The 25527-nt window shown below is 59.8% G+C and carries 19 protein-coding genes and 1 pseudogene; 4 read left to right on the top strand and 16 right to left on the bottom strand.

Annotation, left to right across the window (positions count from 1 at the left end):
• Positions 1-2: 2 nt before the first annotated feature.
• Entirely contained in the window at positions 3-1535 is a 1533-nt protein-coding gene (locus ACTG2B_RS14205) for an efflux RND transporter periplasmic adaptor subunit (RefSeq protein ID WP_439996169.1), read from the bottom strand.
• 296 nt (positions 1536-1831) lie between these two features.
• Positions 1832-2332: a hypothetical protein gene (locus tag ACTG2B_RS14200; protein ID WP_439996167.1), complete on the bottom strand. Its 501-nt coding sequence runs from the start codon at positions 2330-2332 to the stop codon at positions 1832-1834.
• A gap of 393 nt (positions 2333-2725) precedes the next feature.
• Between ACTG2B_RS14200 and ACTG2B_RS14195 the strand changes: the two genes are divergently transcribed.
• From ACTG2B_RS14195 to ACTG2B_RS14185, 3 genes are all read left to right on the top strand, one after another.
• Entirely contained in the window at positions 2726-3910 is a 1185-nt protein-coding gene (locus tag ACTG2B_RS14195; protein ID WP_429135842.1) for an OmpP1/FadL family transporter, read from the top strand.
• 182 nt (positions 3911-4092) lie between these two features.
• Complete coding sequence (locus tag ACTG2B_RS14190) at positions 4093-4491, top strand: hypothetical protein (RefSeq protein ID WP_235666687.1); 399 nt, start codon at positions 4093-4095, stop codon at positions 4489-4491.
• Positions 4488-5573 (top strand): HlyD family secretion protein, encoded by a 1086-nt coding sequence (locus ACTG2B_RS14185; RefSeq protein ID WP_439996164.1) that lies wholly within the window; start codon positions 4488-4490, stop codon positions 5571-5573. Before ACTG2B_RS14190 ends, ACTG2B_RS14185 begins: the two co-directional genes overlap by 4 nt.
• 60 nt (positions 5574-5633) lie before the next feature.
• Here ACTG2B_RS14185 and ACTG2B_RS14180 read toward each other — a convergent pair whose 3' ends face one another.
• From ACTG2B_RS14180 to ACTG2B_RS14155, 6 genes are all read right to left on the bottom strand, one after another.
• Positions 5634-8738 (bottom strand): efflux RND transporter permease subunit, encoded by a 3105-nt coding sequence (locus ACTG2B_RS14180; RefSeq protein ID WP_439996162.1) that lies wholly within the window; start codon positions 8736-8738, stop codon positions 5634-5636.
• Between the two features lie 9 nt (positions 8739-8747).
• Positions 8748-9947, bottom strand: a complete 1200-nt coding sequence (locus ACTG2B_RS14175; RefSeq protein ID WP_106842618.1) for an efflux RND transporter periplasmic adaptor subunit — start codon at positions 9945-9947, stop codon at positions 8748-8750.
• A gap of 398 nt (positions 9948-10345) precedes the next feature.
• Positions 10346-11152 carry an exodeoxyribonuclease III gene (xthA, locus tag ACTG2B_RS14170; protein ID WP_439996160.1) on the bottom strand — a complete coding sequence of 269 codons (807 nt, stop codon included), beginning with the start codon at positions 11150-11152 and terminating at the stop codon, positions 10346-10348.
• Positions 11153-11388: 236 nt separating this feature from the next.
• Complete coding sequence (locus ACTG2B_RS14165) at positions 11389-12351, bottom strand: ion channel (protein ID WP_064341878.1); 963 nt, start codon at positions 12349-12351, stop codon at positions 11389-11391.
• A 66-nt stretch (positions 12352-12417) separates the two neighbouring features.
• Complete coding sequence (locus ACTG2B_RS14160; RefSeq protein WP_265773615.1) at positions 12418-14064, bottom strand: tetratricopeptide repeat-containing response regulator; 1647 nt, start codon at positions 14062-14064, stop codon at positions 12418-12420.
• 159 nt (positions 14065-14223) lie between these two features.
• Complete coding sequence (locus ACTG2B_RS14155) at positions 14224-15270, bottom strand: FAD:protein FMN transferase (protein WP_439996157.1); 1047 nt, start codon at positions 15268-15270, stop codon at positions 14224-14226.
• 335 nt (positions 15271-15605) lie between these two features.
• Here ACTG2B_RS14155 and azu point away from each other — a divergent pair, with 335 nt between their 5' ends.
• Complete coding sequence (gene azu / locus ACTG2B_RS14150; protein WP_005337768.1) at positions 15606-16046, top strand: azurin; 441 nt, start codon at positions 15606-15608, stop codon at positions 16044-16046.
• Positions 16047-16160: 114 nt separating this feature from the next.
• Here azu and ACTG2B_RS14145 read toward each other — a convergent pair whose 3' ends face one another.
• From ACTG2B_RS14145 to ACTG2B_RS14110, 8 genes and pseudogenes are all read right to left on the bottom strand, one after another.
• A complete protein-coding gene (locus ACTG2B_RS14145; RefSeq protein ID WP_439996155.1) occupies positions 16161-16718 on the bottom strand; it encodes a HutD family protein in 558 nt (185 codons plus the stop codon).
• 85 nt (positions 16719-16803) lie between these two features.
• Positions 16804-17463, bottom strand: a complete 660-nt coding sequence (locus ACTG2B_RS14140) for a YceH family protein (RefSeq protein ID WP_439996153.1) — start codon at positions 17461-17463, stop codon at positions 16804-16806.
• Between the two features lie 138 nt (positions 17464-17601).
• Complete coding sequence (locus ACTG2B_RS14135) at positions 17602-19740, bottom strand: diguanylate cyclase domain-containing protein (protein ID WP_439996151.1); 2139 nt, start codon at positions 19738-19740, stop codon at positions 17602-17604.
• A complete protein-coding gene (locus ACTG2B_RS14130) occupies positions 19737-20930 on the bottom strand; it encodes a sugar ABC transporter substrate-binding protein (RefSeq protein WP_439996149.1) in 1194 nt (397 codons plus the stop codon). Before ACTG2B_RS14130 ends, ACTG2B_RS14135 begins: the two co-directional genes overlap by 4 nt.
• 162 nt (positions 20931-21092) lie before the next feature.
• A complete protein-coding gene (locus ACTG2B_RS14125; protein ID WP_005337763.1) occupies positions 21093-21308 on the bottom strand; it encodes a YdcH family protein in 216 nt (71 codons plus the stop codon).
• 276 nt (positions 21309-21584) lie between these two features.
• Positions 21585-22195, bottom strand: a pseudogene (locus ACTG2B_RS14120) (hypothetical protein).
• Complete coding sequence (locus ACTG2B_RS14115; RefSeq protein ID WP_429186346.1) at positions 22192-23553, bottom strand: MATE family efflux transporter; 1362 nt, start codon at positions 23551-23553, stop codon at positions 22192-22194. Before ACTG2B_RS14115 ends, ACTG2B_RS14120 begins: the two are co-directional and overlap by 4 nt.
• Positions 23554-23661: 108 nt before the next feature.
• Complete coding sequence (locus ACTG2B_RS14110; RefSeq protein WP_439996147.1) at positions 23662-25485, bottom strand: SulP family inorganic anion transporter; 1824 nt, start codon at positions 25483-25485, stop codon at positions 23662-23664.
• Between the last annotated feature and the right edge of the window lie 42 nt (positions 25486-25527).

Raw genomic sequence — 25527 nt, 5'->3', positions numbered from 1 at the left:
GATCATGATTTCTTCTCCATCTCGGGCATCGTCATCTGATGCTGGCTATGGTCCATGCCTTCCATCTTCTCCATCTCATCCGTTCCACGCTTGGCGTCGCCGTCAGTAGCGGGTGCCTGCTCCTGATGGATGGTGGTGATGCGGTACTCATCCCCCTCCTGCATCACCTGCAGATGGAGGGTCTGCCCCTCGACCAGCTTGCTGATATCGACCCCGTCGGCGACGGTGAACTCCATCTCCATTGCGGGCCACTGCCACTCGGGGATGGGCTGGTGGGAGACCATCAGGGTACGGTTGGCCAGATCGATGCTTTCAACCTCGCCCTGGGTCCACACCTGTGCAGGACGCACTGCCGTCATACGCTGGAAGTCCGAATCGATGGCCGACTCGGAGTCGAGCAGGAACTGGGCCGAGCTGACTATGCTGTCACCCGCTTCCACCCCCGCCTTGATGGCGACCTTGTCGCCAAACTGGGGGCCGAGGTTGACGGCCACCGACTTGAAGTTGCCATCCCCCAGCGCCAGCACCAGCCGATCCTGACTGCCGGTGCGGATCACCGCTTCGCTCGGCACCACCAATTGCGGCTCTCCCTGCCCGGTGCGAATGCTTACCTTGGCAAACATATTGGGTTTCAAAAACTCGTCCGGGTTGTCAAAGCGCAGCCGCACCTTGAGGGTGCGAGTAGCGGCATCGAGGGTCGGATAGAGGTAATCCACCTTACCTTGCCAGCTGCGGCCGGGGGCATAGTCGAGGGTCATGGTGACCGGATCCCCCACTTTCAGCTGGGCGGCTTGACGCTCGAACACCTCGGCACTGACCCACACCTGCTTGAGGGTGCTGATGTTAAAGAGCGCCGCAGCGGGCTCCACATACTGGCCCTCGCGCACCTTGAGCTCGGAGGCATAACCGCTGCTGGGGGCGTAAATGCTGATGGTTTCGCGCACCTGACGGGTGCGCTTGAGGGCTGAGATTTGATCTGCCGGCACCTGCAGGGACTTGAGCTTGCCCTCGGCGGCGCGGAGCAGCAGTGGGTTGGCGGTGTTGAGTGCCAGCAGGTATTCGTGCTGGGCGTTGACCAGGTCCGGCGCGTAGAGCTCGTAAATAAGGCTCCCCTTGCTCACCTGTTGCCCCTCGCTCTTGATGGCGAGGGTGCGGATCCAGCCAGCCATGCGGGCGTTGACTGCCTCCAGCCTGTCCTCGTCATAACCGACATAGCCCACCGTCTCGATCTGCTGGTGGATAGGCAGCTTCTCCACTTTGGCCAGCCGCACCCCCAGGTTCTGCTGGATCTCGGGGCTGATGGTGACTGTGCCCGGCGAGCCGTTTTTCTGCTCCTCATAGACGGGGATAAAGTCCATCCCCATGTTGTCCTTGGCCGGGCCGTCGCGCTTGTCGCGGGGATCCATGGGGTTGACCCAGTAAAGGGGCGTCTTCTCTTTGGCGCTGGCGCCATCGGAGGTCTGTTTGGCGGCCCAGTAGCCGCCACCAGCGCCAAGGGCAAGCAGCAGGGCCGACATCAGGATGATCTTGTTCATGACTGGTCTCCGGCGCGGATCTGCATGCAGAAAGTGCAGGAGGGTAATGCGCCCGCAAAGGCAGCAACCTTGGACGGTGAAAAGTGGGCTGGTGACATAATACGTCTTCTCTTTTGCAGGCCGCCGGTCGGGTGAGGTGCAAGGCATCACCAAAGGGGCTGGCGGCAAACGGGGCGCAGCTGTATCAGTGCGCACGGCTCCCTGTGAGCGGACCGGTTTGGCCGGGGCACAGGGTCAGGCAAGGCGGCAGGAAACGGGCAAGTTAAAGCTTGCCTGTGCCGCAAGAGAAGGACTTTCTAGTGGCGTAACACCGACAGCATCAGATGTCGGCGCGGCCAGGAGGGAGGGTGAGTGCCGCGCGATCGCAGGAAGGGATCCCGCAACCAGTTATCAAGCAGTGCAGTTGCGACGTTGTGGCCAAGTAGCAAGGGAAAGAGCAGCAGAGCGACCAGTACCCCAAGCAGAGTCATCGCGCCGAAGGAGGGGGCATTGATGCCTGTCTGCATCTGGCACTCATCGCCCATGGCTGACCCCTCGTCTCCCTGATGGCAGGAGAGGGGCATGACATCGCCCGGGTTATCCATCGCGGGCATTGCATGAGAGATATCGCCATCCGCCATCGCCATGGATGAATCGAACATCACCATCGATTGGGCGCTGCTTGGGGTCGGCTCGGAGGAGAGGGGAGAACCATGCCAGCTGATGCAGAGGGTCAGATTGCAGACGAGCAGCAGCGCCAGCAATAGCCGGGCCAGAGCAACAGAGGGCAATCTTGCAGCAAGCTGGGTGAGTGACAATCCGGGCATCCTTCGGGAGCAGATGGCGGGACTGTAAACCTTGCCACGAGGTGAAGGTCAATGGCGCCGGTGATGTAATAGAGATGCTGTGTTGGGGGGGGATATTTAAGCAATGCTTAACCATTGCGTATGCCCAACCCTAATGAAGCATGCCCCTCATCCCGTTAGGATGCCCCCTGTCAGTTACCACGATGACGTGATGGTTCACTCTTTTGCTTCGGCATAAATGACTGCGGCAGGAGTGCTTGCCGACCTTATCCATCCCGTGACGCCATGAGCGAGCAGTATAAAGCCGCAGGTCTCCCGGATGCTGACAATCAAAGAGTCAAACCGTGTTTTTGAGCAGCACACCTTGCCGGGTGCTCACCATGTTCACTATTCAGGAGTATTGAAATGCAGCCACGACAGCTGTCGCTGATGCTTGCCGCTTTGCTGAGTCCATCAGCCATGGCTGGCGGCCTTGCCCTCTACGAGACCAGCACTGCCAACAGTGCGCTGGCCAACGCAGGGTCTGCCGCCCGTGCCCAAGGGGCAGATACTATCGCAAGCAACCCGGCCGGTATGACCAAACTGGAAGGTACCCAGTTGCAGGTCAATGGCGGTGTGGTATACGGCGATCTTGAGCTGGATCTGGACAACGGCGGTAACAACGGTGGAAATGCCCTGCAGACCGCGCCGCTCGGCAGTCTCTATCTGACTCATGCCATCGACGATCAATGGGTCGCAGGTATCGGCGTCTTTGGCAGTCACGGTCTGGGTATCGATTATGGCGATGGCTGGGATGGTCGTGGTTATACCCAGTCGGCCAAGCTGACCGGCATCGCCTTCGCTCCGAGTCTGGCGTACCGCATTGACTCAAATTGGTCGGTGGGAGCCAGCCTGATCGCCATGAATGGTTCGCTGGAAGCCTCTGTGGATCTGACGTCCGGGATGGGGGAAGGGCGGGAATTCTCCAACAGCGACTGGGCGTATGGCGCCTCCTTCGGGGTACTTTACGAGCTGGATCAGCACTCCCGTATCGGCCTGAGCTACTTCTCCGAACTGAAGTGGGAGCTGGAAGATCAGCTCTTCCCACGTGCTGATGTGGCAGGTCTAGGGGTCGAGATCATGATTCCGCAGACCATTACGCTAAGTGGCTATCACCAGCTCAACGACCAGTGGGCCTTGCTGGCCAGTGCCAACTGGCAGCAGTGGTCCCGTTTTGGCGATATCGGTGTGGCATCTGCCATGGGCAGCCAAACCATTGATATGAATTACAAGGATACATGGCATGCCAGCCTGGGGGCACAGGTTGATGTCACCCCTGCACTGCGTTTGAGCAGCGGAATAGGCTATGACAGTAGTGCAGTGAGTGATGAGTACCGTACTGTGATGCTTCCGGTGGGGTCTGGTTGGCGCTGGGGTCTGGGGGCCAGTTATCAGTTGAGCCCAGCCACCAAGGTGGAAGCCAGCTATACCCTGGCCTGGCTGGGTGATATGCCAGTGGATCAGGACGGGATCGGTCGCCCGCACTTGTCCGGCAGCTACAACAACAGCTACCTGAACTTCTTCAACATCGGTGTGCAACACCAGTTCTGAGTTGCAAGCCTTCACTGGTTGGGGGCTTCTCCACCCAGCCCGTCGCGCCGATCCGGCGCGTTATTAGCTGGGTGGCTCGTGAGGTCCACTTGTTTGCTCATCCGTTACTCAAGGAACAACATCAAATGTCATCACAATCAACCTCTGCGTTAGCGCGGTGGCTTTGGCGCCTGACGTTTATATTGGTCACGGTCGCTCTGGTTGTCTTCTTCTCGAAAGGTGCCCACATCGATCCAATAGAGGCGACCAAGTTCAACCATGCTTTGCCAGCCATCATGGTACTGCTTGATTCCGAGATCTTTATGGGGGTGATTACTGTGATCACTCTCTATGTGGTCCTCTATCTGGTCTATCTGCTGTGGCAACTGCATGAGATCGCTGTGCATCGTGCCAAGGTGTCTGAGTCGGTGCATATCACCCTGGTGTTTGCGCTCTCCTTGTGCGGACTGTTTATCGACAAGACCTGGTGGGTGCTTGCCGTCATCATCGCCTTTGCCCGTTGGGATGTGCTGAGCGAGCGGATGAGCCTTATTATCGGCCATGGTATTCGACGTGGCCGTCATGAGGGGGAGGCATCATGAAAGAGATCCTGCTGCCCTATATCCTGATCGTCTGGTTGCTGGTCAAGCTGAACATATTGCCTTGGAACCTAAAAACGGGTTTTTGGAGTACCGCAATTGGCGCGTTATTGGCGCTTGGTTTATTGACTACCTCTCGCCATTTGGCTCCGGTGGATTTTACCGATTCGGCGACGGTCAAGGCACCTCATGCGGTGTTGGGACCCTTACTAGGCATCAACCAGTTTCATCAGATAGATCAGATTTATGTTGCGCATAATCAGCGTGTTGCGCGTGGTCAGCCCATTTATAGTCTTGCAGACTGGGAGAGTAACGGTAAGTCTCGGGCGTTGAGCTATCAGATTGACGTCCAGCATGCCCAGGTGGCGTCAGAGGTAAGCCAGCAGCGAGCGATCCAGTCACGACTGAACCTCAATCACAAGGAATTGGCTCGGCTGACCCAGTTGGGTAACTTTGCCAGTATTCAGAGCCGTGACCAGCTGCAGACCCAAATTGATGGCGATCTGGCGCAACTGAGTGCCAGTGAAGCGAAGGTTCAGTCGATTGAAGCTCAGGTGTTGAATCTAGAGACAGAGCTGGCCTTGCAGGAGCGACGGAATGAAGAGAAGGTGATCAGGGCTCCGTTTGATGGTCAGGTCTCGATAGTCAATATTGCCAGCGGTTCCCGTACCGGCAACATGCACCTATACGACACTTCTCGCAAGTTTCTGGAGTTTCGCATTCCGGATCAGAGTTTTCGCAACATAGCACCAGGCCAGTTTGCCGAGTTTTATGTAGATGCCTATCCCGGGCGCATCTTTCGGGCACGGGTGCACTCAGTACTTACTGGTACGGGGGAGGCCCAGATGAGTGTTGCGCAGGGGGATCAAGATGTACGGCAGCATGTGGGCAACAACATGTCCAGCCATGGCCGGACAGTGGTGCTCGACATGCTGGAGCCGGAAGGGGTCGTGCTGCCCATCGGGGCGACCGGTTCGGCCTGGATTTCGGCACATAAACCCCATCCGCTGCTTGGCTTTATCGACATCATCGGTGCCGCTACCGTACGCCTCAAGGCGATGAAGGCCTATCTGTTTGCGATGTAACGGAGTGACATAAAAAAGCCCCTCCGTGAGGGAGGGGCTTGGTGAGCTTTACCAGAATAGTCAGGCCCTTTTTTCCGATCCTCTCATGATGAGGCGGAAGAAGAGCGGGATAAAGAAGATGGCGATAAAGGTGGCCGCCAGCATACCGCCGATCACCGGCCAGCCGAGAGCGTGACGGCTTGCGGCACCGGCCCCGCTGGAGGTGACCAACGGCACACAGCCGAGGATGAAGGCGAGCGAGGTCATCACGATGGGACGGAAACGCAGGCGTGCCGCCTCCAGTGCCGACTCGATGAGGCTCATCCCCTCTTCGTGCTTCATCACCGCGAACTCCACGATCAGGATTGCGTTCTTGGCGGCAAGGCCGACCAGGGTCACCAGCCCGATCTGGAAGTAGACGTTGTTGGTCAGCCCCACCAGCCAGGTGGCGAGCAGGGCACCGAACAGGGCGAACGGTACGGCGGTGATCACCGCAAACGGCAGGCTCCAGCGTTCATACTGGGCGGCCAGAATGAGGAAGATCATCACGATACCGAAACCAAAGGCCATGCCTGCGCTGCCTGCGGCCGCTTTCTCCTGATAGGCGGAGCCGGTCCACTCCAGCTTGGCGTCGTTGCCAAGAGCCTCATTGGCGACCTCTTCCAGCGCGGCGATGGCTTGACCCGAGCTGTAGCCAGGGGCGGGCTGGGCCATGATCTTGGCGGCCTGGAAGATGTTGAAGCGTTCGACCAGTTCGGGGCCGGTGGCATCACGCACCGTCACCAGACTGCTGAGCGGGATCATCTCCCCCTTGTCGGAGCGGACATAGACGTTGCGGATGTCGTTCTTCTTGGCGCGATAGTCTGCCTCGGACTGCAACTGCACCCGGTAGGTACGGCCGAACTGGTTGAAGTCGTTGACATAGACCTGGCCGAAGGTGGCTTGCATGGTGTCGAACACTGCGTTGATGGGCAGCCCCAGCGCCTTGGCCTTTTCGCGATCCAGGTCCAGATAGACCTGTGGCACGTTGGCGCGGTAGGTGCTGGTGACGCTGGCAAACTCCGGGCGCGCCTTGGCCGCTTCGAGGAAGCGTTGCACTTCGCCTGAGAATGCCTGGGCGTTGCCGGTGCCACGGTTCTGCAGATAGGCTTCAAGGCCACCTGTGGTGGACATCCCCTGAATGGGAGGCGGGTTGAAGGAGGCGACAAAGCCATCCGCCAGCCCCATCAGGCTCAAGCCCTGGAAGGTCTTGGCCAGCGAGAAGGAGTCCTGCCCGGCCCCCTGACGCTCGCTCCAGTCCTTCAGGGTAATGAAGGTCATGCCGCTGTTGCTGATGATGGCATTGGAGAGAATGTCAAAGCCCGAGAAGGTGATCACATCCTTCACATGGGGGTTGGCCATGGCGATCTTGTCGAACTGATCCGCCACCGCCTGGGTCCGGCTCATCGCGGCGGCATCCGGCAGCATGACGGCGGAGATGAGGTAGCCCTGATCTTCGTTTGGTACCAGTTCGCCCGGCACTTTCAGGAAGAGGCCGTAGATGGAGAGGATCAGCACGGCGATGATGGCAAAGGCGACCCCCACCCGACGGTTCAGGAAGGCCACACCCCGTACATAGCCGCGGGTCAGCTGGTCAAATTTATCGTTGAACCACACAAAGAAGCGGGCCGGTTTGTGATGTCCCTCTTTCAGCAACACGGCACAGAGGGCCGGGGAGAGAGTCAGTGCCACCAGACCGGAGATGGCGACCGAGACCGCGACCGTGATGGCAAACTGTTTGTACATCACCCCGGTCATGCCGCCCATAAAGGCGACCGGCAGGAACACGGCGCAGAGCACCAGCACGATGGCGACCACCGGACCGGAGACCTCCTGCATGGCGAGGATGGCAGCCTCCTTGGCGGAGCACTTCTTCTCACTCATGATCCGCTCGACGTTCTCGAGCACCACGATGGCGTCATCCACCACGATACCGATGGCGAGCACCATGCCGAACAGGGTCAGCAGGTTGATGGAGAAACCGAGCACCAGCATGCCGGCGAAGGTCCCGATGAGCGACACCGGCACCGCGATACAGGGGATCAGGGTGGCGCGGAAGTTCTGCAGGAACAGATAGACCACCACGAACACCAGTACGATCGCCTCGAACAGGGTGTGTACCACCTCTTCGATGGAGATCTTCACGAACTCGGTAGTGTCGTAGGGGATCTGGTACTCGATATCCTGCGGGAAGCGCTCCTTGAGTCGCTCCATGGTGGCATGTACCGCATCGGCGACCGCGACGGCGTTGGCGCCCGGTTGCAGATAGGTGGCGATACCGATGGCCGGTTTGCCGTTGGCGCGGGCGACCAGATCATAATCCTTGCCCCCCAGCTCGACCCGGGCGACATCGCGGACCCGGATCTTGGAACCATCGGGCATGGAGCGGACGATGATGTTCTGGAACTCCTTCACATCCTCAAGGCGCCCCTTGGTCTGCACCGTGTAGGTGAAGTCGATGGGGGCCGTGGTGGGCTGGGCACCGATCTTGCCTGCCGCGAACTGGGTGTTCTGCTCGCGAATGGCGCCAATCACGTCGCTCGGGGTGAGCTCGAGCTGGGCCAGTCGATCCGGCCGCAGCCAGATACGCATCGCATAGTCGGTACCGCCAAACAAGGTGGTATCACCGATGCCGGGAATCCGCTTGAGCTCGTCGATGATGTTGAGCAGGGCGTAGTTCGACAGATAGGTGGTATCAAACGAGCCGTTCGGTGACTGGAGGGTGACCACCTGCAGGATGGAGGTCGATTTCTTCTTGACCGTCACTCCCTGCTTTTTCACCTCTTCCGGCAGCTGGGCCATGGCGGCCGAGACCCGGTTGTTGACGTTGATGGTGGCCTGATCCGGATCGGTGCCGATCTCGAAGTAGACGTTGAGGTTCATTTGGCCGTTGGAGGCCGACCCCGACTGCATGTAGATCATCCGCTCGACGCCGTTGATCTGCTGCTCCAGCGGCGCTGCCACGGTCTGGGAGATCACCTCCGGGGTTGCGCCCGGATAAAACGCCGTGACCGAGACCACCGGCGGGGTGATCTGGGGATATTGCTCGATGGGGAGCGCCCGCATCGCCGCCAACCCGCCCAGCACGATAATGATCGAAATCACGCTGGCGAAGATGGGACGTTCTATGAAGAACTTGGAAAACATACGGGCTCCTTACTTGGCCGCAGACTGGCTGACCACCTTGCCGGTGATCGCCTTCATCTCGTCGGCAGAGACAGGTTTTACCACGGCGCCGGGGCGAGCCTTCATCAAGCCTTCGACGATATAGCGCTCACCTGCCTGCAGACCGCTCTCGATCAGCACGCCTGAGTCGACTGCCGTGCCCAGGGTAACCGGACGGGGCACTACCTTGTTGTCGGCATCGACCACCATCACCATGCGGTCAGCCTGGGACTGGACGATGGCGCGTGGCGGCACCACGATGGCGTTTTTGCGGGTGCCCAGATCGATGGTCATGCGGACAAACTGGCCGGGCAGCAGTACGCCGTCCTTGTTGTCGAAGATGGCACGGGCACGGATGGTGCCGGTCTGGGGATCGACCCGGTTGTCGGAGAAGTTGAGCTTGCCCGCCTCCGGATAGAGGGATCCATCGGCCAGACGAATATGGGTGCGCCAGGTGGTGGCATCCTTCGCCTCAATCACCCCTTTTTTTACCGAGTTTTCGAAGTTGAGGCGATCCTGCTCCGAGTAGGAGAAGTTGACGTAGAGCGGATCAAACTGGGTGATGGTGGTGAGCAGGCCGTTGTCGCCGCTGGTGGAGATAAGGCTCCCCTCGGACTGGGAGCTCTTGCTCGCCATGCCGTTGATGGGGGCGGTCACCTGGGTGTAGCTGAGGTTGAGCTCCGCCTCTTTCACCTTGGCCTGAGCGGCCTGATGACTGGCGATGGCCGCTTCGTAGTTGGCGATGGTGTCGTCATAGTCCTTGCGACTCACCACCTGACGCTTGAAGAGGGGAATGATGCGATCCCGATCGGCACGGGCCTTGTTGAGACGGGCCTGCTCCTGAGCCAAGGTCCCTTTGGCCTGCTCCAGCGCCACCTTGTAGGGCTCCGGGTCAATCAGAAATAGCTCCTGACCGGCGGTAACCGGCTGGCCTTCCACATAAGTGCGCTTGAGCAGGATGCCACTGACCCGGGAGCGCACATCAATCTCGCGAAAACCGGCGGTCTCTCCCACCATCTCGGTGGTGAGCGGTACATCGGTCAGCTTGACCTCGGCGACCACCACAGGGACGGCGGGCATGGTCTGGGCCGTCTGGGTCGTCTCGCCGCCACAGGCACTCAGACCGCTGATCAGCGCCAGGGTCAGCAAGCTGCGTTTGTAAACCTCTCTTCCGGCATTGGGCACCTTCATCATCACACTCCTGTTGGATCGATTTCGGCTGCTGCGTTCAGCATGTTTCTCCATATACATCATTAACTTCATGATTAAAAAAACAACTTCTTTATGATTGGAATGGGAGATGATAGGGCGGCAACCTTGAACACAACCTTCTCAAAGTGACAATTAGGGTTGCCGATTGACGAAAAAAGTCTGACTTTTCCGATATGGGCGGGGGGCTTCGGGGATGTTCATCCCGGGCCAGGGCTCTTCGCAACCGTATCACGCCAGCCACTCCTTGCTGCAAAAAAATAAGGTGCCATAAGGCACCTTGTCTGGATGGGTTTTTTACGCCCTTTTATCGCCGGCAACCGCGAGCCGCTTCACAGTTTACGAATTCGTCGCGGCTCATCGGTTAATCTTGCGCCGCATCAGGCAAAGCAGGCCCAGATGGGGGCGTGGTCGGAGGGTTTCTCGATGCCGCGCAGCTCGTAGTCGATGCCGGTCTCGGTCACCTTGTCCTTGAGTGCATCGGAGGCCATGATGAGGTCGATGCGCAGGCCACGGTTCTCGTCAAAGCCCTTGGAGCGGTAGTCAAACCAGGAGAAACGCTCGCACTCGGTGGGGTTGGCGGCGCGAAAGGTGTCGGTGAGACCGAACCCTTTCAGTCGCTCCATCCATTCGCGCTCGATGGGCAGGAAGGAGCATTTGCCATCCCGCAGCCAGCGTTTGCGGTTTGCCTCGCCGATGCCGATGTCGAGATCGGTGGGGGAGATATTCATATCCCCGATCAGCACCAGCTGGTCGTCCGGGGTGTGGTTGGTCTCGAGGTAGTGCTGCAGATCCTCGTAGAACTTCTGCTTGGCCGGGAACTTGGTCTCGTGATCCTGACTTTCACCCTGCGGGAAGTAGCCGTTCATCACCTTGATGAGGGTGCCGTCTTCACGTTCGAAGGTGGCCATGATCATCCGGCGCTGGGCCTCTTCGTCATCGGTGGGGAAGCCTTTCTCCACCTTGACCGGCTTCTGCTTGCTCATGATGGCGACCCCGTAGTGGGCCTTCTGGCCGTGAAACTCCACGTGATAGCCCATGGCCTCCACATCGGCCAGCGGGAAGGCCTCATCGTGCACCTTGATCTCCTGCAGGCCGATCACATCGGGCTGGTGCTTGTCGATGATGGCTTGCAGCTGGTGCAGACGGGCGCGCAGGCCATTGATATTGAAAGAGATGATCTTCATGTCCGGGATGCTCATGTCATTTTTATAAGTGGCTATTGGACTAGGAATCGGCGGTGGATGCAAGTTCGGGGGCTGTGACTGGTGCAACTGCTTGGTAACCTGTTCACGATCCGTCGCGAGAGGCTGTCAGCAAGGTGAAGCGCAGCGCAGGAACCGGATTGTATATGTATACATGAGGATTCCGAGCAGCACATGAGCCTTGATCACAGCCTCGCAGTAGGATCGTGGACAGGTTTTCAGCGGGTCATCTTCTTGACGAAAACCACCACAAACAGCGCCAGCGTAAAGCTGCCGGTGAAAGCTTCGAAGGCGGCGAAGATCCTGGAGAGCCCGACCGGAGTGAAGTCGCCGTACCCCAATGTGGTGAAGGTGACCACGCTGTAGTAGAGGCATTCGAGCAGGAAGATGGCATTTTGCTCGAGCGGGGCACCGGGTTGGTAGATGAGGTGCTCGCCCTGAAAATGCAGTCCGCAGAAGAAGTAAAAAATGCTGCAGATAAAGATGAGCAGCAACGAGAAGAGCACCACCCGCATCGGGGCCTCGCCATAGCCGCAGAAGAGATCGACCACCCAGGAGGTGAAGCGCTGGGTCGACCAGAACGGCAGTTGCAGGCGGCGCATGGTGAGCTCCTGCTGGATATAGTTGCCAGACATGGTGAAAATCCCCTGTGCCTCGGAGGCTTTGCGCAGATCCCGGTAGGTCTCTTCCGCCTCCTTGAACCAGATGCGCGCCTGTTTGGGATCCCGTTCGCGGCGCCCCTTGCGATCCTGCATCACCCGTTTGCCGGTCTGCATGTTGTCGAGCCGGGTGTTGTGCCAGCGGATGCCGAGCAGATTGACGTCATCGAGGGTAGCGCACTGGAGGTTGGCATCACTGAGATCGGCCTTCATCAGGCTGCCGCCCTTCATGCGCAGGCCGTAGAGGTGACCACCGCGCAGGTTGGCGCGATAGAGGTTGCACTGCTCCAGCAAAAATCCCTGATCGGACTCCTTGTTGACCAGATTGAGGCCCGCCAGATTGGCCCGTGACAGCTGCAGGCCGTGGCAGAGTCCGCCTGCGCGAACGTACTGTTCAAGCGCCTCGGCGGTGTGGGCTTCCTGATGGGTATGGTGGGGATCATGCCAGTGGCAGAGATCGTGATCGCCAGCCTCTTCACTGCAGTGGCGGCCATCGGCCACCAGATAACGACACATCGCCATCTTAGTTTCCCTCGCATTGCCGAACTGGTTTCAGCATAGGCGGGGAAAAGGGGGCGCGGCGGCGTCTTAGCTGAACTGGTTGAACTCCTGACGCAGCTTGCGAAAACGCTCCTGCTGGGCCGGGTTGAGGGGGATGCCGTCGAGCACGTCCAGGGTGTCTTTGCACTCGGCACCAAATTCCGGACTCTTGCGGTTTTTCTGCATCAGTTGCAGCAGCACCTGGATCTTGTTGAGAGCCGCACCGGTATTGGCGGGAGCGCGGCGCAGGGCCTCGCGAAAATGGCCGAGGGCCTGCTCCAGCTCGCCGCTCTGATAGGCTTTGATCCCCAGATCGTTGAGCTGCTGGTAGCGCTGACGCCGCTCCAGCACCGTCTTGTCATCGCGGGTTGCCTGAATGCAGGTGGTGAGCAGCCGATCTTCGTCCTCCGCCAGCAGCCCTTGCAGGCTTTCGGCATATTCGAACTCGCCGAGCTGGTAGAGGGCAAGGATGGTCTCGCCAAGCAGGGTGGGGGGCATGGTGGCCGGTTCATCGAGCCAGTTCTGATTGGCGCGATAGAGCATCTTCTTCCCCTTGAGCAGCTCGCCCAGCGCAATCTGCACCCGGGCCTGACAGATCTGCTCGAACACCGGGTAGTTGAACTCCGACATCATCAGCGAATCGCGGATGCGCGACAGGGCCGAATTGACCTGCTTTTGCAGGTTGGCGATGTGGTAGCTGTCGTTGCTGTTGAGGGCGTAGAGGGTCAGGGTCTGGATATAGGCCCCCAGATAATGGGGCGTGCGATGGATGGAGTTGCGTGACAGGTCGATCAGTGACATCAGCACATCCTTGGCCTGGGCGTAGTCGTGGCGCTGCAGGCAAACCTCCGCCAGTCGTCGGGAGAGTTGCACCGACTGGGGGGATATATCCACCGCCCGTCTGAGCTCCTGCTGCGCCTGCTCGTCATTGCCAAGGGCCAGCAGGGATTCTGCCAGCCAGAGGTGAGCCTCCACCATCAGCGGGGTATTTTTGAGGGTCGCCTGCAGATGGCTGACCGCCTCTTCGTGGAGCCCCAGGGTGTTGCACGCCTTGCCCAGCGTCAGGCGGGCCCAGCTGTTCTCCTGCCCGGCCAGCAGCTGGCGCATTAAAGAGCGCGCCTCCTGCGCCTGACCCAGCTTGAGGTGGGTATCGGCCTGCAGGCAGCGGCAGTAGTTGGCAAAACGGGGCACCGCATCGGCCCGCTCGGCACAGGCGGTAATGAGGGCTGCCAGATTGTCATCGGCCAGCGCGGTAAAGACGCTGGCCAGGGCGTTGCGCCGGGCGAGGGCACGCTTCAAGCGAAACGAGAACTGCTCTTGGGAGAAAGGTTTCATCAGGTATTCGTCGGGCTCGGCCTCCAGTGCGCTCAGCACCATGGCGCGGGAGCTGTCGCCACTCACCATGATCACCACGCTCTGGGGCGGGATCAGGTCTTTGTCGCGCAGGCTTTCGAGCAGCTGGCGACCATTTTCGCCAACCCCGAGATCGTAATCGATGAGATAGATGTCGAAACTGCCCTTCTGGCAGCGGCGCCGCGCATCCTCGGCGGTATTGGAGTAGGTGATGTTGCTGATACCCAGATTGAGCAGCATCGCCTTCATCATCACCTGAAACGAGCGCTGCTCATTGACCATCAGAATGCGTTGTGGCTTGGCTGGGCTCTTTTTTTCTGGCTCTTGTTCAGGTGTCTGCATCTGTCTGGGTCGAGGCGCTACGGGCTGATGGGAGAAAGTGTGCCACCAAAGCGCCCGAAGAGGCAATTGGCCAAGTTGTCGATTGCGAACCATCTCCGTTTGTCCGCCTTTTGCCCGCGATGAGTGAAAGAGAAAGGCCCTGTTGCCAGGGCCTTGAACTCACCGTTTTTTCTCTGCCAGATAGGGAGCAAATTGCGGCGTGTACTCGGCCTTGAACCCCTGTTCGGTCTTGATGATGAGATAGACCGCCAGCTTGTGCTGTTTGGCAAATGCCAACCCCGCTTCAGGCCCCATCACCATCAGGGCAGTATCGAGGGCATCGGCCTCCAGTGCGGTCGGGGTGATGACGCTGGCGGAGACCAGCTTGTGGGTGACCGGCTGGCCGGTGGCGGGGTCGATGATATGGGAGTAACGCTGGCCATCCAGCTCGTAGTAGTTGCGATAGCTGCCTGCAGTGCTGAGCGCCATGCCGTTGGGGATGACGATATCGGAAAACGCTCCCGGCTGATCAGAGGGTTCGACGATGGCCACTTTCCATGGCGAGCCCTTGCTGTTGTTGCCCTTGCTGCGCACCGCACCGGCCACTTCGATCAGGTAGTTGTGTACCCCCTTGCCTTCGAGCAGGGCGGCAATCTCGTCAGAGGCGGCCCCCTCGCCAAGGGTGGAGAGGTCGAGATAGAGATCCGGGATCGTTTTTTCGAGCAGGAAGTGATCCCCCTGCGGGGTCAGGCTCAGCTTGTCGATCCCTACCTTGTGGCGGGCGGCGGCGATGGCTGCCTCATCGGGCCGCTTGACCGGCCGTTTGTCCGGGCCAAAGCCCCACAGATTGACCAGAGGCCCCACGGTCACATCCAGCTTGCCGTCGGTCAGCTTACCGGCATCAATCCCCTGCTGGACTATGATGGCCATGGCGAGCGGGATGGCAAACGGGGTATTGGCGGGCCCCTGATTGAAACGGGAGATGAGCGAGCCCGGATCGTAGGTGGAGATCTCCTTGTTCATCCGGGCCAGCAGGCTCTCTACGTCGCTTTTGAGGGCGCGCTCCCCACCGAGATAGCTATCGCTCAGGGTCACCACATAGTAGGTGCCCATGGTCTTGCCCTGAATACGGGTCTGGGCAGGCGGGGTGGGCTGGCAGCCGGCCAGCGCCAGCAGCAGGGTCAGCAGCAGGCCGCGCAGGGCCGCCACGGGGGTTATCGCAATCATCCGGCGCTCTCATCTGGAGAAGGTTCATATCGGGGCGCTAGCTTAGCCAAGGGGCGCCCGCCGGGCGAGCCCTGATAGGGCCAATCGGAGGGAAAAGGGCAGAAAAAATTAAACAGTTTTGAACCTGTGACAGCCGAGCGCCGTATCGTCCATCCGTGAGGGAGAGAGTGGCGAGTAGAGCACCGTCTGGTGACCTGGCCCGCAGCTTTGGCCAAAAGCCATAGCCGATTGAAGACAATTGAGTAAAATGAAGGTCGATTTAGACGGCATCTTTGCGAAGCGTTAACCGCATCCGCCAAGTCGTTGCCATCCATTGCCAATCAAAGGAGAAGATGATGAAAAAGGCGATTACCCTGCTGTTTCTGAGTACCCTGGCTGCCCCCGTGCTGGCGGATGAGTGTGCACTGGTCATCGAAGGCAATGATGCCATGCAGTACAACCTCAAAGAGATGAGCGTGCCGGCCACCTGCAAGGAGGTGACGGTCACCCTGAACCACACCGGCAAGCTGCCTGTGACCGCCATGGGTCACAACTGGGTGCTGGCCAGCACCGCCGACTATCAGACAGTGGCGACTGCCGGGATGAGCGCCGGGGCCGAGAACGGCTATCTGCCCAAGGATGATCCCCGTGTACTGGCTCACACCAAGCTGATCGGCGGTGGCGAGAGCAGCAGCGTCACTTTCAAGACCGACGGTCTGGCGGGCAAGGATCTCACCTTCTTCTGCTCTTTCCCCGGCCACTTCGCCATGATGAAGGGCTCCTTCAAGGTTAACTAAGGCGCTGATCGGCACGAGCCGGTTGCCTCGATAGCAAAAGCCGGGATTTCCCGGCTTTTTCATCTCTGCTGTTTGTGTGTGGCGTGGCATGACTGTACACCGCCGACTTTTGCGCTATTTAGTCTGCAGGGTAAAGAAGGCGATGGTGGTCTTCTTCTGGCATTCGAAGTGAATGCTCTCTTCCCCGGTCACCACCAGCGTCTCGTTGATGGCCACCTCTTTGCCCTGCACGGCCAGCTGGCCGCTCAGCAGGTGACAGAGGTAGGTTTTCTCTGGCTCGAGGGTAAGGGTCAGCGGGAAGGGGAGGTTCAGCACCCGCACGTTGGCGCTGATGCGATCCGGGTGGTAGATAAGCCCGAGATCGGTCACCTCTTTTTTCAGCAACTCGCAGTGGGTCTCCTCATCGCCGCTAAAGTGCGCCGCCTCGAAGGTGGCGTAGGGGTGGCCGTTGAGCACAAAGCCTGCCCCGCTCACCGGCAGCAAAATGCGCTGATAGCCGGGAAAGGGGGAGAAGGGGCCCGCGCTCTTGATGGGGGCCGAGCTCAGTCGATAGTCAAAGTCGAGTTTGGCAAGGCTGCTCCCCTTGGGGGAGATGAGGATCTGGCTGGTGGTGCCCTGCTGGTTTTTCCAGGGCATCTTCTGGTGGTCAGACTCTTTAATCAGGGTGATCACGGGCACTTCCTCATGATAAAAAAACGCAGGGAGCCGGGGACATCTGCCCCGGCTCCCTGATAGAGAGTGGCGATGGTAAAGGCGATCAGCCCTGACCATCCAGCGCAGCCTGCCGCGCTTCCATGGCGGCGAGACGGCTCTTGAGCTCGCTCACCTCCTGCTCCAGCTCGCTCAGACGGTCAGCGGCAGGGGAGGCATAGGCCGCGGCGGGGGCGGCATCCATCATCGCCTGAATATCCACTTCGCCGCTAAACAGGTGGGCGTAGCGGGATTCGCGCTTGCCCGGCTCGCGCGGCAGCTTGACCACGTAGGGGCCACGCTCGATGAGTTGGATCAGTACCGCATCTACCTCGGTGACATCATCGAAGCTGCAGAGGCGGTTGGTGCGCGAGCGCAGCTCCCCCGGGGTTTGTGGGCCGCGCAGCAGCAGTTCGCAGACGATGCCGAGCTCCTGGGCACTGAATTTCAGCTCGCCAAATTCGGTGTTGCAGAATCTGTGCTGGTAGCGGGGCACCCGGGCGTTGAAGCCGGCGGTGTTGACCACCAACCGCTTGCGGATCAGCTCGTCCACCACGGCGCGGATATCGAGCTCGGAGAGCTCCAGCACCGGCTCGCGGTTGCTCTTCTGGTTGCAGGCGTTGACCAGTGCATTAAGGGAGAGGGGATATTGATCCGGGGTGCAGATCTCTTTTTCAATCAGACAGCCGATGACACGGGCTTCCAGTGGGCCAAGTACTAACTCCATTTCCTACTCCCTTCCAAATCGAGACATCAAGAGCCCCTATCTTAGTCATGGTCCGCGCCGCGTCTAGCGTTGCGCGCCATTTTTGCGAGCTGATCAGGGCGTTGGCGAAAGGCTCGCCAACGCCAGAGGTCTCCGCTTTTAGCGCTGCCCCTGATAGAAGCGCGCCTTATTGGCATACATGGCGTCGTCAGCCACCCGGCTCAGCTCCGCCAGCGGGGTCTGGTCGCTGCTGCTCCAGCCGATGGCAAAACGCAGCGGGAAACTGTGCTCCCCATGCTGCACAATGGCGTGCTGCTGGCTTGCCTCCAACCTGCCTGCCAGCTGCTGGCTGGCGAGGTGATCCGCCTCCGCCAGCAAGACGAACTCGTCGCCGCCGATGCGGAAAATCTTCTCATCCTGACGGCAGAGGGTGCGCAGCTGGCGAGCCATCTGGATTAGCAGGGCGTCGCCCGCCTCGTGCCCATACTGGTCGTTGGTGCGCTTGAGGCCGTTGAGATCGAGCATGAAGAGGGCGAGGTGACGCTCGGGATGGCGTGCCAGCACCGCCTGATAGTGATGGAAAGCCTCTTCGAACGCCTGCCGGTTGGGCAGCCCGGTGAGGTTGTCGGTGCGGGCGACCCGCGCCAGCTCGTCGGTGAAGAGGCGCCCCTCGATGCCCACCGCCAACTGCTTGGCAAACAGCCGCAAGATGGCCCTGTCTTCAGACTCCAGCCCTTCTGCGCTCACCATCAGATAACCAAACAGCACGCCACTTTGGCTACCGGGTAGAGTCATGATCTTCCAGAGAGCGTCATCCCACTGGCATTCGGAGTGTTTAACCTCCTCATCCATCAGTTGAGCCAGTTTCTCCTGCAAGGCATCCCGCAAGGGGAGATCGACCCCCTGGGTCAGGGAGTAGTGGGGCTGCCCGTCTCGGCGGATCACCAGTCCCCAGCGGTGGCCGGGATAGAGCTGCGAGAGTTGCAGCAGGGCGGAGCTGGCCAGCTCGGCAATATCGATATCCAACTGCTGGTGCAGACCGAACTGCAGCCAGGATTGCAGGATATGGCGGCTGCGCTCCTCCCGGCTCAGGGCCGAGCGCAGGGCGGTCGTTTGCGAGGCAACCTCTTGCTCCAGTTCGTCGTTGAAGCCGAGCAGCCGCTGGTTGAAGGCCTCTTTCTCGCTATTGGCCTGCTGCAGCTGTTCATTTTGCTGATAGAGCGCCCGCACCTGATCCGAGATGGTGCTGGCCATCTCCTGCAGCAACTGGCGCACCTCGTCGTACTCCACAAAGCGCAGCGGTGCCTGCCGTTGCTGGTAGTTGCCCTTGCCATAGCTGCGCACCAGCGCGGCCAGCGAGCGCAGCGGTCGGGTGAACCAGCGGGTGAGCCAGATGCAGCCGATGGCCACCAGCAGCAACATGACAGCGATGCTGACGGTCAGCAGCTGTTGGGATTTATTGAGCTCGCTGACCCTGTCATTGCTGTAGCTGTAGAGGGTGATGGTGGGGGTGATCTCTTGCTCCAGCTGGGGCCAGCCAATGGCCAGGGGCTGCGCCAACTTGCTTGGCTCCCTGTCATCCATGGCGTTGGTGTTCTGGTGAGCCCCTTCGTAGAGACGGTTCTCGCCCTGGGAGATCACCAGATATTCGCTTCCCTTGAGATAGGGTTCCAGCAACTGGGCCATCTGCCGCCAGGGGAGAATGGCCATCACGAAGCCGGAAGGGGTCTGCATCACCCCAGCGCGCTGGTGGTTGCGATAGATGGGGGCTACCAGCGCCAGCCCGCCGCTGCGGTTTTGCTCCATGTCGTCGACCAGCACGGGATCATCGACGGGCAGCAGCAGATGCTTGCCCTGTTTCGCCTCGCGGGTCTTGCCCCAGGCCATCAGCTGCGGCATCAGGTCGCTCGACTCGAGGTGGGAGGCCTGACCATTGATGTACTCCACCACCAACCCCTTGTCATCGATGAGGTAGGCTGAGGTGATCAGGCTGTTGGATTTGACAAAGGTGGCCAGTGCCAGTCGGGCATGGCTGGAGAAGAGGAAGTTGTCGAGGGCCTGATGGAGTACCCGATCCTGGCTGAGCTGATTGATCTGGGTGCCGATCAGCTCGCTGCGAAAGCGGGCCTCGCGGGTCATGCTGGTGAGGGCCCGCTCCAGCTGTGACTGCTCGCTCTGGGCGATGATCTGGTGCTGGCGGATCAGCAGCACAGTGCTGGCCAGCAGCGCCGGCAGCAGGGCGACGGTGAACAGGATGATGATGAGGGTCGGGCCGAGCCGAAAGGTGCGATGTTTCATGGTGTTTTGACCTGCCGGTACTGCTGATCGGCCAGCTGCTGCATATAGCGGGCGGTGTCGGCAGCACTGATCCCCTCTTTAAATCGCTCGAACCCTTTCTCCATCGCTTGCCAGGCGATGGACATGGCGCTGTCGGAGGGCATGGGGGTACTGAGGGTGAACTGTTCCAGCAGCACTTTTTCCTGAGGCGTGGGACGGCGGCTGATGGCGGTAAAAGCCTGCTGATTGACCGGCAGCAGCGCCCCCTGATGATAGATGGACTGCTGAATATCCTGACGCTGGATAAAGGCCATCAATGCCTTGATGATGGGTTGCCGATCCTCATCGTCCATCGCCCCGCGGGAGGCTCCCAACACGTAGGCGCCGCTCATGGAGTGCATGGGATGGCTTTGCCAGCGGGGCAGCAGGGCAACGCCCAGCTTATCCCCCATATTCTTCACCAGATCATTGAACGCCCAGTCCCCATTGATGAGGTAGGCGCTCTTGCCCTCATTGAAGCGGGTGAGGGCGGTGTCATAGTCGCACTCGGGATCGACCCACTGTTCGCTGGCGACGGTGCGGTAGGCCTCCAGCGCCTGCACCATGGCCGGGCTGTCGAGGGTGATGCGCCCTTCGGTCACCGGCGAGCCACCAAAGGTGTGTAAAAAGGCGGCGAAGTAGTACATGTCGTGATAGGGCCAGCTGACGGGGTAGACCCCCTTTGCCTTGAGGGCCAGGGTGATAGCAGTCAGTTGCTGCCATTGGGTCACCGGAGTCGAGACCAGCGCCTTGTTGTAAAACAGCATCAGATGGTTGCCCTGCATCATGGGCATGCCCCAGCGTTGCCGATCCAGGGTGACATAACGCAAGGCGCTGGCCATCAGCGCGGGGGAAAACCACTCGGTCGGGAGGGGGGAGAGGGTCATCTGGCGATAGAGGCCGATAAAATCGGAGGGGATTAGCATCAGGTCGGGCAGCCCCCTGGCCTGAGCTGCCAGCAGTAGATCCGCCTTGATCTTGCCCGGCTCAATCTGGGTGACCCGCACTCTGTGGTTCCCCTCCTGATTGAAGCGGGCGATCACGTCGTCGATCACGTAACCGGCTTGCTGGGAGTGCCACAGCTCCAGTTCAGGCTCCTGAGCCTGCAGGGGGTGGCTCAATGCGAACAGGCAAAGCAGCAAGAGATGATAAAAAGATCGTTTTCTGCTCATGTTATCATCACCGTTATTCCCTGAATTCCAAGGGAAAAATGTAACAAACTACCAGCAAGATCGGTAGGCTCGGGTGTCAACTAATTGACTGAAACAACAAAAAGCCCGGCGCGTGGGCCGGGCTGGGGGATAAATTGCTTATCCGCATATTCTTCGAGGCATCTATTGTGGATGTTGTTTGAGGATGTCGTATATCTCCTCTTTCAGTTTGAGTTTCTGTTTTTTCAGATCTCTCACCTCGGCGCTATAGTCGCTGGCGTGATGCTTTTCCAACTTTCTAATCTCCGCATCCAGGTCGTTGTGCAAGTCAAACTTCTTCTGGAAATGGACATCACTGCTCTTCAGTTTCGAGATGAGTTCTCTGTACTCTGGGAACATGTAATGGAGCCTCCTTGGTTTCGTTTGATTGTGCCTGTAAGACCAAAGCTACCCCTTAGTGCCGGGGATAAATGTGATCCTGATCGGATTTGGGGGCAATGATTTGGAGTATTCGGCGGGATATTTATAACTTGTTGAATCAAAACAAGATAAGTGATTTATCAATCTGAATGGTGAGCCAAACTGTGCGACAAGTCACAACAGAGGCAGTGTTGGCGTGAGGGTGCAGGATCAAAAAAGGGGCCGAGTGGCCCCTTTTTATGGATGTAGGCAACGTTACTCTTTCTCTTCGTCCGCCTGCTCTTTTTTCTTTTTCTTCTCGGGCAGCGGCTTGCCGTCGCGGTGTATCACCTTGCCCGCCTCAAAGCCAATCTGGGCGGCCAGCTCCTCCAGATCCGCCGACTTGGCCTGATCACCGATGGCGTAGCGATAGTTGGCAATGGAGAGCTTTTCGGCCACCGGCGTGCCCGGGACGATAGGCTCGCGCCAGCCCTGGCCGATGTGGGCCACCAGGGTGCCGTTCATCAACAGCTCGCCGACGATCTCCTGGGTTGGATTGCCCTTGCCGTAGGTGAGACCCTGCGGGTGCTTCTTGCCGACCAGCGGCTCGTTGCTGGCGGGGATCAGCTTGGTGCGGATCAGCCACTTGGGCTTTTTGGTGTTGCCCACCGCCTTGCCGGTTTGGTACTCGTTGATCTTGATGGTCTTGATCTCTGGGCCATGAAGTCCTTGGTCAGCGCCTTCTGGGCGTCGCTGGTTTCATCGATGGCGATGGGGGCCACATACCAGGTCTGGGTGGCTTGAGCCTTGGGAGCGGCAGGGGCAGTTTGCGCCATGGCCAGGGGGCTGAGCAGGATGGCAGCCAGCAAGAGTCCTATCTTCTTCATTGTGATTCCGCTTTTGTTTCAACAAGAATTTTGTTTTGCCAGCGACGACTGCGCCAGCGCCAGAACATGGCCAGACCGCGCACCCACTCGTCGCAGGCCAGCGCCAGCCAGATACCGACCAGTCCATAACCCTGCATGATACCGAGGAAATAGGAGAGTGGCACGGCAATTCCCCACATGGAGAGCAACGCCATGTAGAGGGGGAAACGGGCATCCCCGGTGGCCCGCAGGGCGTTGATCACCACCAGATTGAAGGTGCGGCCGGGTTCGAGGATAAGGCTGATAAGAAACAGCTGCGCCACCTCGGTGATGATGTCGGCATCATCGGTAAAGAGGCTGATGATGGTACGGCCATTGAGGGCAGCCGCCACGGCGATGACGCAGGTGACTGCCAGCCCGAGCTTGAGGCTCTTGAGCAGCTGTTGATAGGCGCGATCGAACTGTCTGGCCCCCGCCAGATGACCGATGATGATCTCGTTGCCAAGGCCGATGGAGAGTCCAAACAGCAGGATAAACAGGCAGATCTGAAAGAAGTAGGATTGGGTCGCCAGCGCCTTGTCACCCAGCAGTCCGACAAAGGCTGTCACCACCATAAACTGCAGCATCCAGGAGAGGTTCTCTCCTGCCGCCGGCAGGCCGATATGGAGCACCTTGCCCAGCATCTCCCGGCTGGGGTGGACGATATCGCGCACCACCAGTCGAATGCCGGTCTTGCGTGCTACCAGCCACACCAGCAGCACCACGCCGACCAGTCGGCCCGCGACCGTGCTGATGGCGACACCGGCGACGCCAAGCTGGGGCAGGCCGAACCAGCCGTAGAGCAGCAGCAGGTTGCCGACGAAGGTGATGAGGTTGACGATCAGGGTCACATACATCGCCTGACGGGTGTGGCCGTGAGCGCGCAGGGTGGCTGCCAGACAGAGGGCTGCGGCCTCCGGCAACAGGCAGAGACCGATGATCTGCAAGTAAAGCGTCCCGTCGCTCATCAGATTGGCAGGCAGGTTCATCAGCGCCAGCATGGTGCTGGCGCCTGCCATCACGCCGATGGCTGCCACCAGACCGATCAGCAGGTTGAAGCCGATGGCGGTGTGGATCACCACCCGACTCTTCTCCCGATCGCCCGCCCCCAGATACTGGGTGATCACCACGCTGGTGCCGATACTGACGAAGCTGAACAATGTGATGGCGAGGTCGAACACCTGATTGCCGACCGCCAGCGCCGCCACTCCCTGATAGGAGACGTGACCCACCATGAAGGTATTGAGGGCGCCGGTCAGAAAGTGCAGGGCGAGATCGATAAAGAGCGGCCAGGTCAGCGCAAAGAGCGTGCCCGGGCCTGCGTGGGATTGAGATTGCATGGCATGTCCAACAGCTGGGAGGACACGGGGGAGTGCCCTCTGGGGGCGCATTTAACACCAAGGCCAAGGCCGGTGCAATCCTTGTGCAGGATTGCATCGGCCAGGGGATCAGGCTGGCGTGGCGCCCGCCTCCTGTTCGCTTGGCAGGGTGAGGCGCGCCGAGTCGGGCAGGGCATCATCCTGCGGCCAGTTGGAGCGGATGGCCTCAGTGGTGCTCTCCACCACCGCATCATCCTTGAACACCGGCTCGCGGTAGCAGCGGGTCAGGCGCAGAGCCTGATACATATCGGGGCAGAGGATGATCCCTTCATAGCCCACCCGCACGCCCGCCTGCTTTAGCCAGTGGGTCATCTGGCCGTGGCGACCCGCCATCACCATATGGATGCCGCGCCGTTTCAGCTCTTTGTGCAGCTCTCCCACCATGCTCATCACGCTGATGTCCTGATGGGTGAAGCAGGCGACCGCATCGATCACCAGACACTTGGGGGCTCGGGGATCCTGCACCAGCAGGGCCAGCACCCGCCGCTTGAAATAGGGGGCATTGAAGTAGGTGAGCGGCGAGTTGAAGCGATAGACCAGAATACCCGGGATCGCCTTGGCCTGTTCGTTGTCCCCCAGGGTACGTACTACCCCCTCGTCATCCATGCCGAGTAGTTGATCGGTGGGACGCATCACATTGCGCAGGAACTGGAACAGCCCCAGCAACACGGCAAGGGTGATCCCCGGGATCACCCCCATGGTGAGCACGCTGATAAAGGTGACCAGCGCCAGCCAGAAAGCGGAACGATCGGAGTTACGCAGCGCCCACAGTCCGCGAAAATCGGTGAGCGACAGGGAGGCCATCACCAGCACCACCCCGAGGGCGGCGGTGGGAATATATTTGAGCGGCGCCGTCAGATAGAAGGTGATGAGGGCGATCACCGCCGCAGCGATGATGGAGACCAGCTGGCTCTTGCCGCCGTTGGCGTCGTTGACCGCGGTGCGTGAATCCGCGCCGCTGATGGCAAAGCCTTGCGAGACCGCCGAGGCGAGGTTCGCCATACCGAGGGCCCGAAACTCCTTGTCTGCGTCGATTTCGTAACCGTTTTTGGCGGCAAAGCTGCGGGCGGTCAGCATCATGGAGACGAAGCTCACCATGGCCAGGTTAAGGGCGGGCAGCACCAGCTCCCGCATCAGACCGGGGGGAAATTCCGGCATCTGGAAGGCGGGCAGGCCGGAGCCCACCGTCCCCAGGGTGGCGATATCAAACTGGCCGAGATTAAAGCCCCACACCAGCGCAGCGGTCACCACCATGGCCACCATGGAGGAGGGCCATGCCGGTTTGTAGCGCTTGGCCAGCAGCAGGGTGAGCAGGGCCACCATACTCATGGCCAGAGTGGGCAGATGGGTCTGGGTGATATAGGTAGCCCCGCTGGCGATCCGTTCGATGAGGTAACGTTCGCTGAAGGTGAAGCCGAAGATCTTGGAGAGCTGGCCCACCATGATGGTGATGGCCACACCATTGAGCAGCCCCATCAGGATCGGGCGGGAGAGAAAGTCCGCCAGCACCCCCAGCTTGAAGCGGCTGGCAATCAGGCACCAGAAGCCGGTCATGGCGGTCATGGTCATCACCAGTTGCCAGTGACGAGTTGGGTCGCCTGCGGCCAGCGGCGTTACCACGGCGGCGATGACCGCACAGGTGGCGGCATCGGGGCCGACAATCAGCTGTCGGGAGGTGCCAAACAGGGCATAGACCAGCATGGGCAGGATGCAGGAGTAGAGGCCGACGATGGCACCCACCCCGGCAAGCTCGGCATAGGCGATGGCGACGGGCAGCGCCACTGCCGCCACCGAGAGTCCGGCGCGAAGATCTGGCATCAACCAGGCGCGCTGGTAATGCAGCAGGGCGGCGAGGCCCGGTAGCCAGCGTTCGAGAGAGAAGAAGTCGCGCATTATTTAACCCATTGAGTTACAACCAGCTTTTCCCCTAGTGTG

This window comes from Aeromonas sp. 30P, from assembly GCF_051919805.1.
Lineage (GTDB): Bacteria > Pseudomonadota > Gammaproteobacteria > Enterobacterales > Aeromonadaceae > Aeromonas > Aeromonas veronii.
The sequence above is the reverse complement of the archived record's forward strand: the minus strand, read 5'-3'. Positions and strand labels throughout refer to the sequence as shown.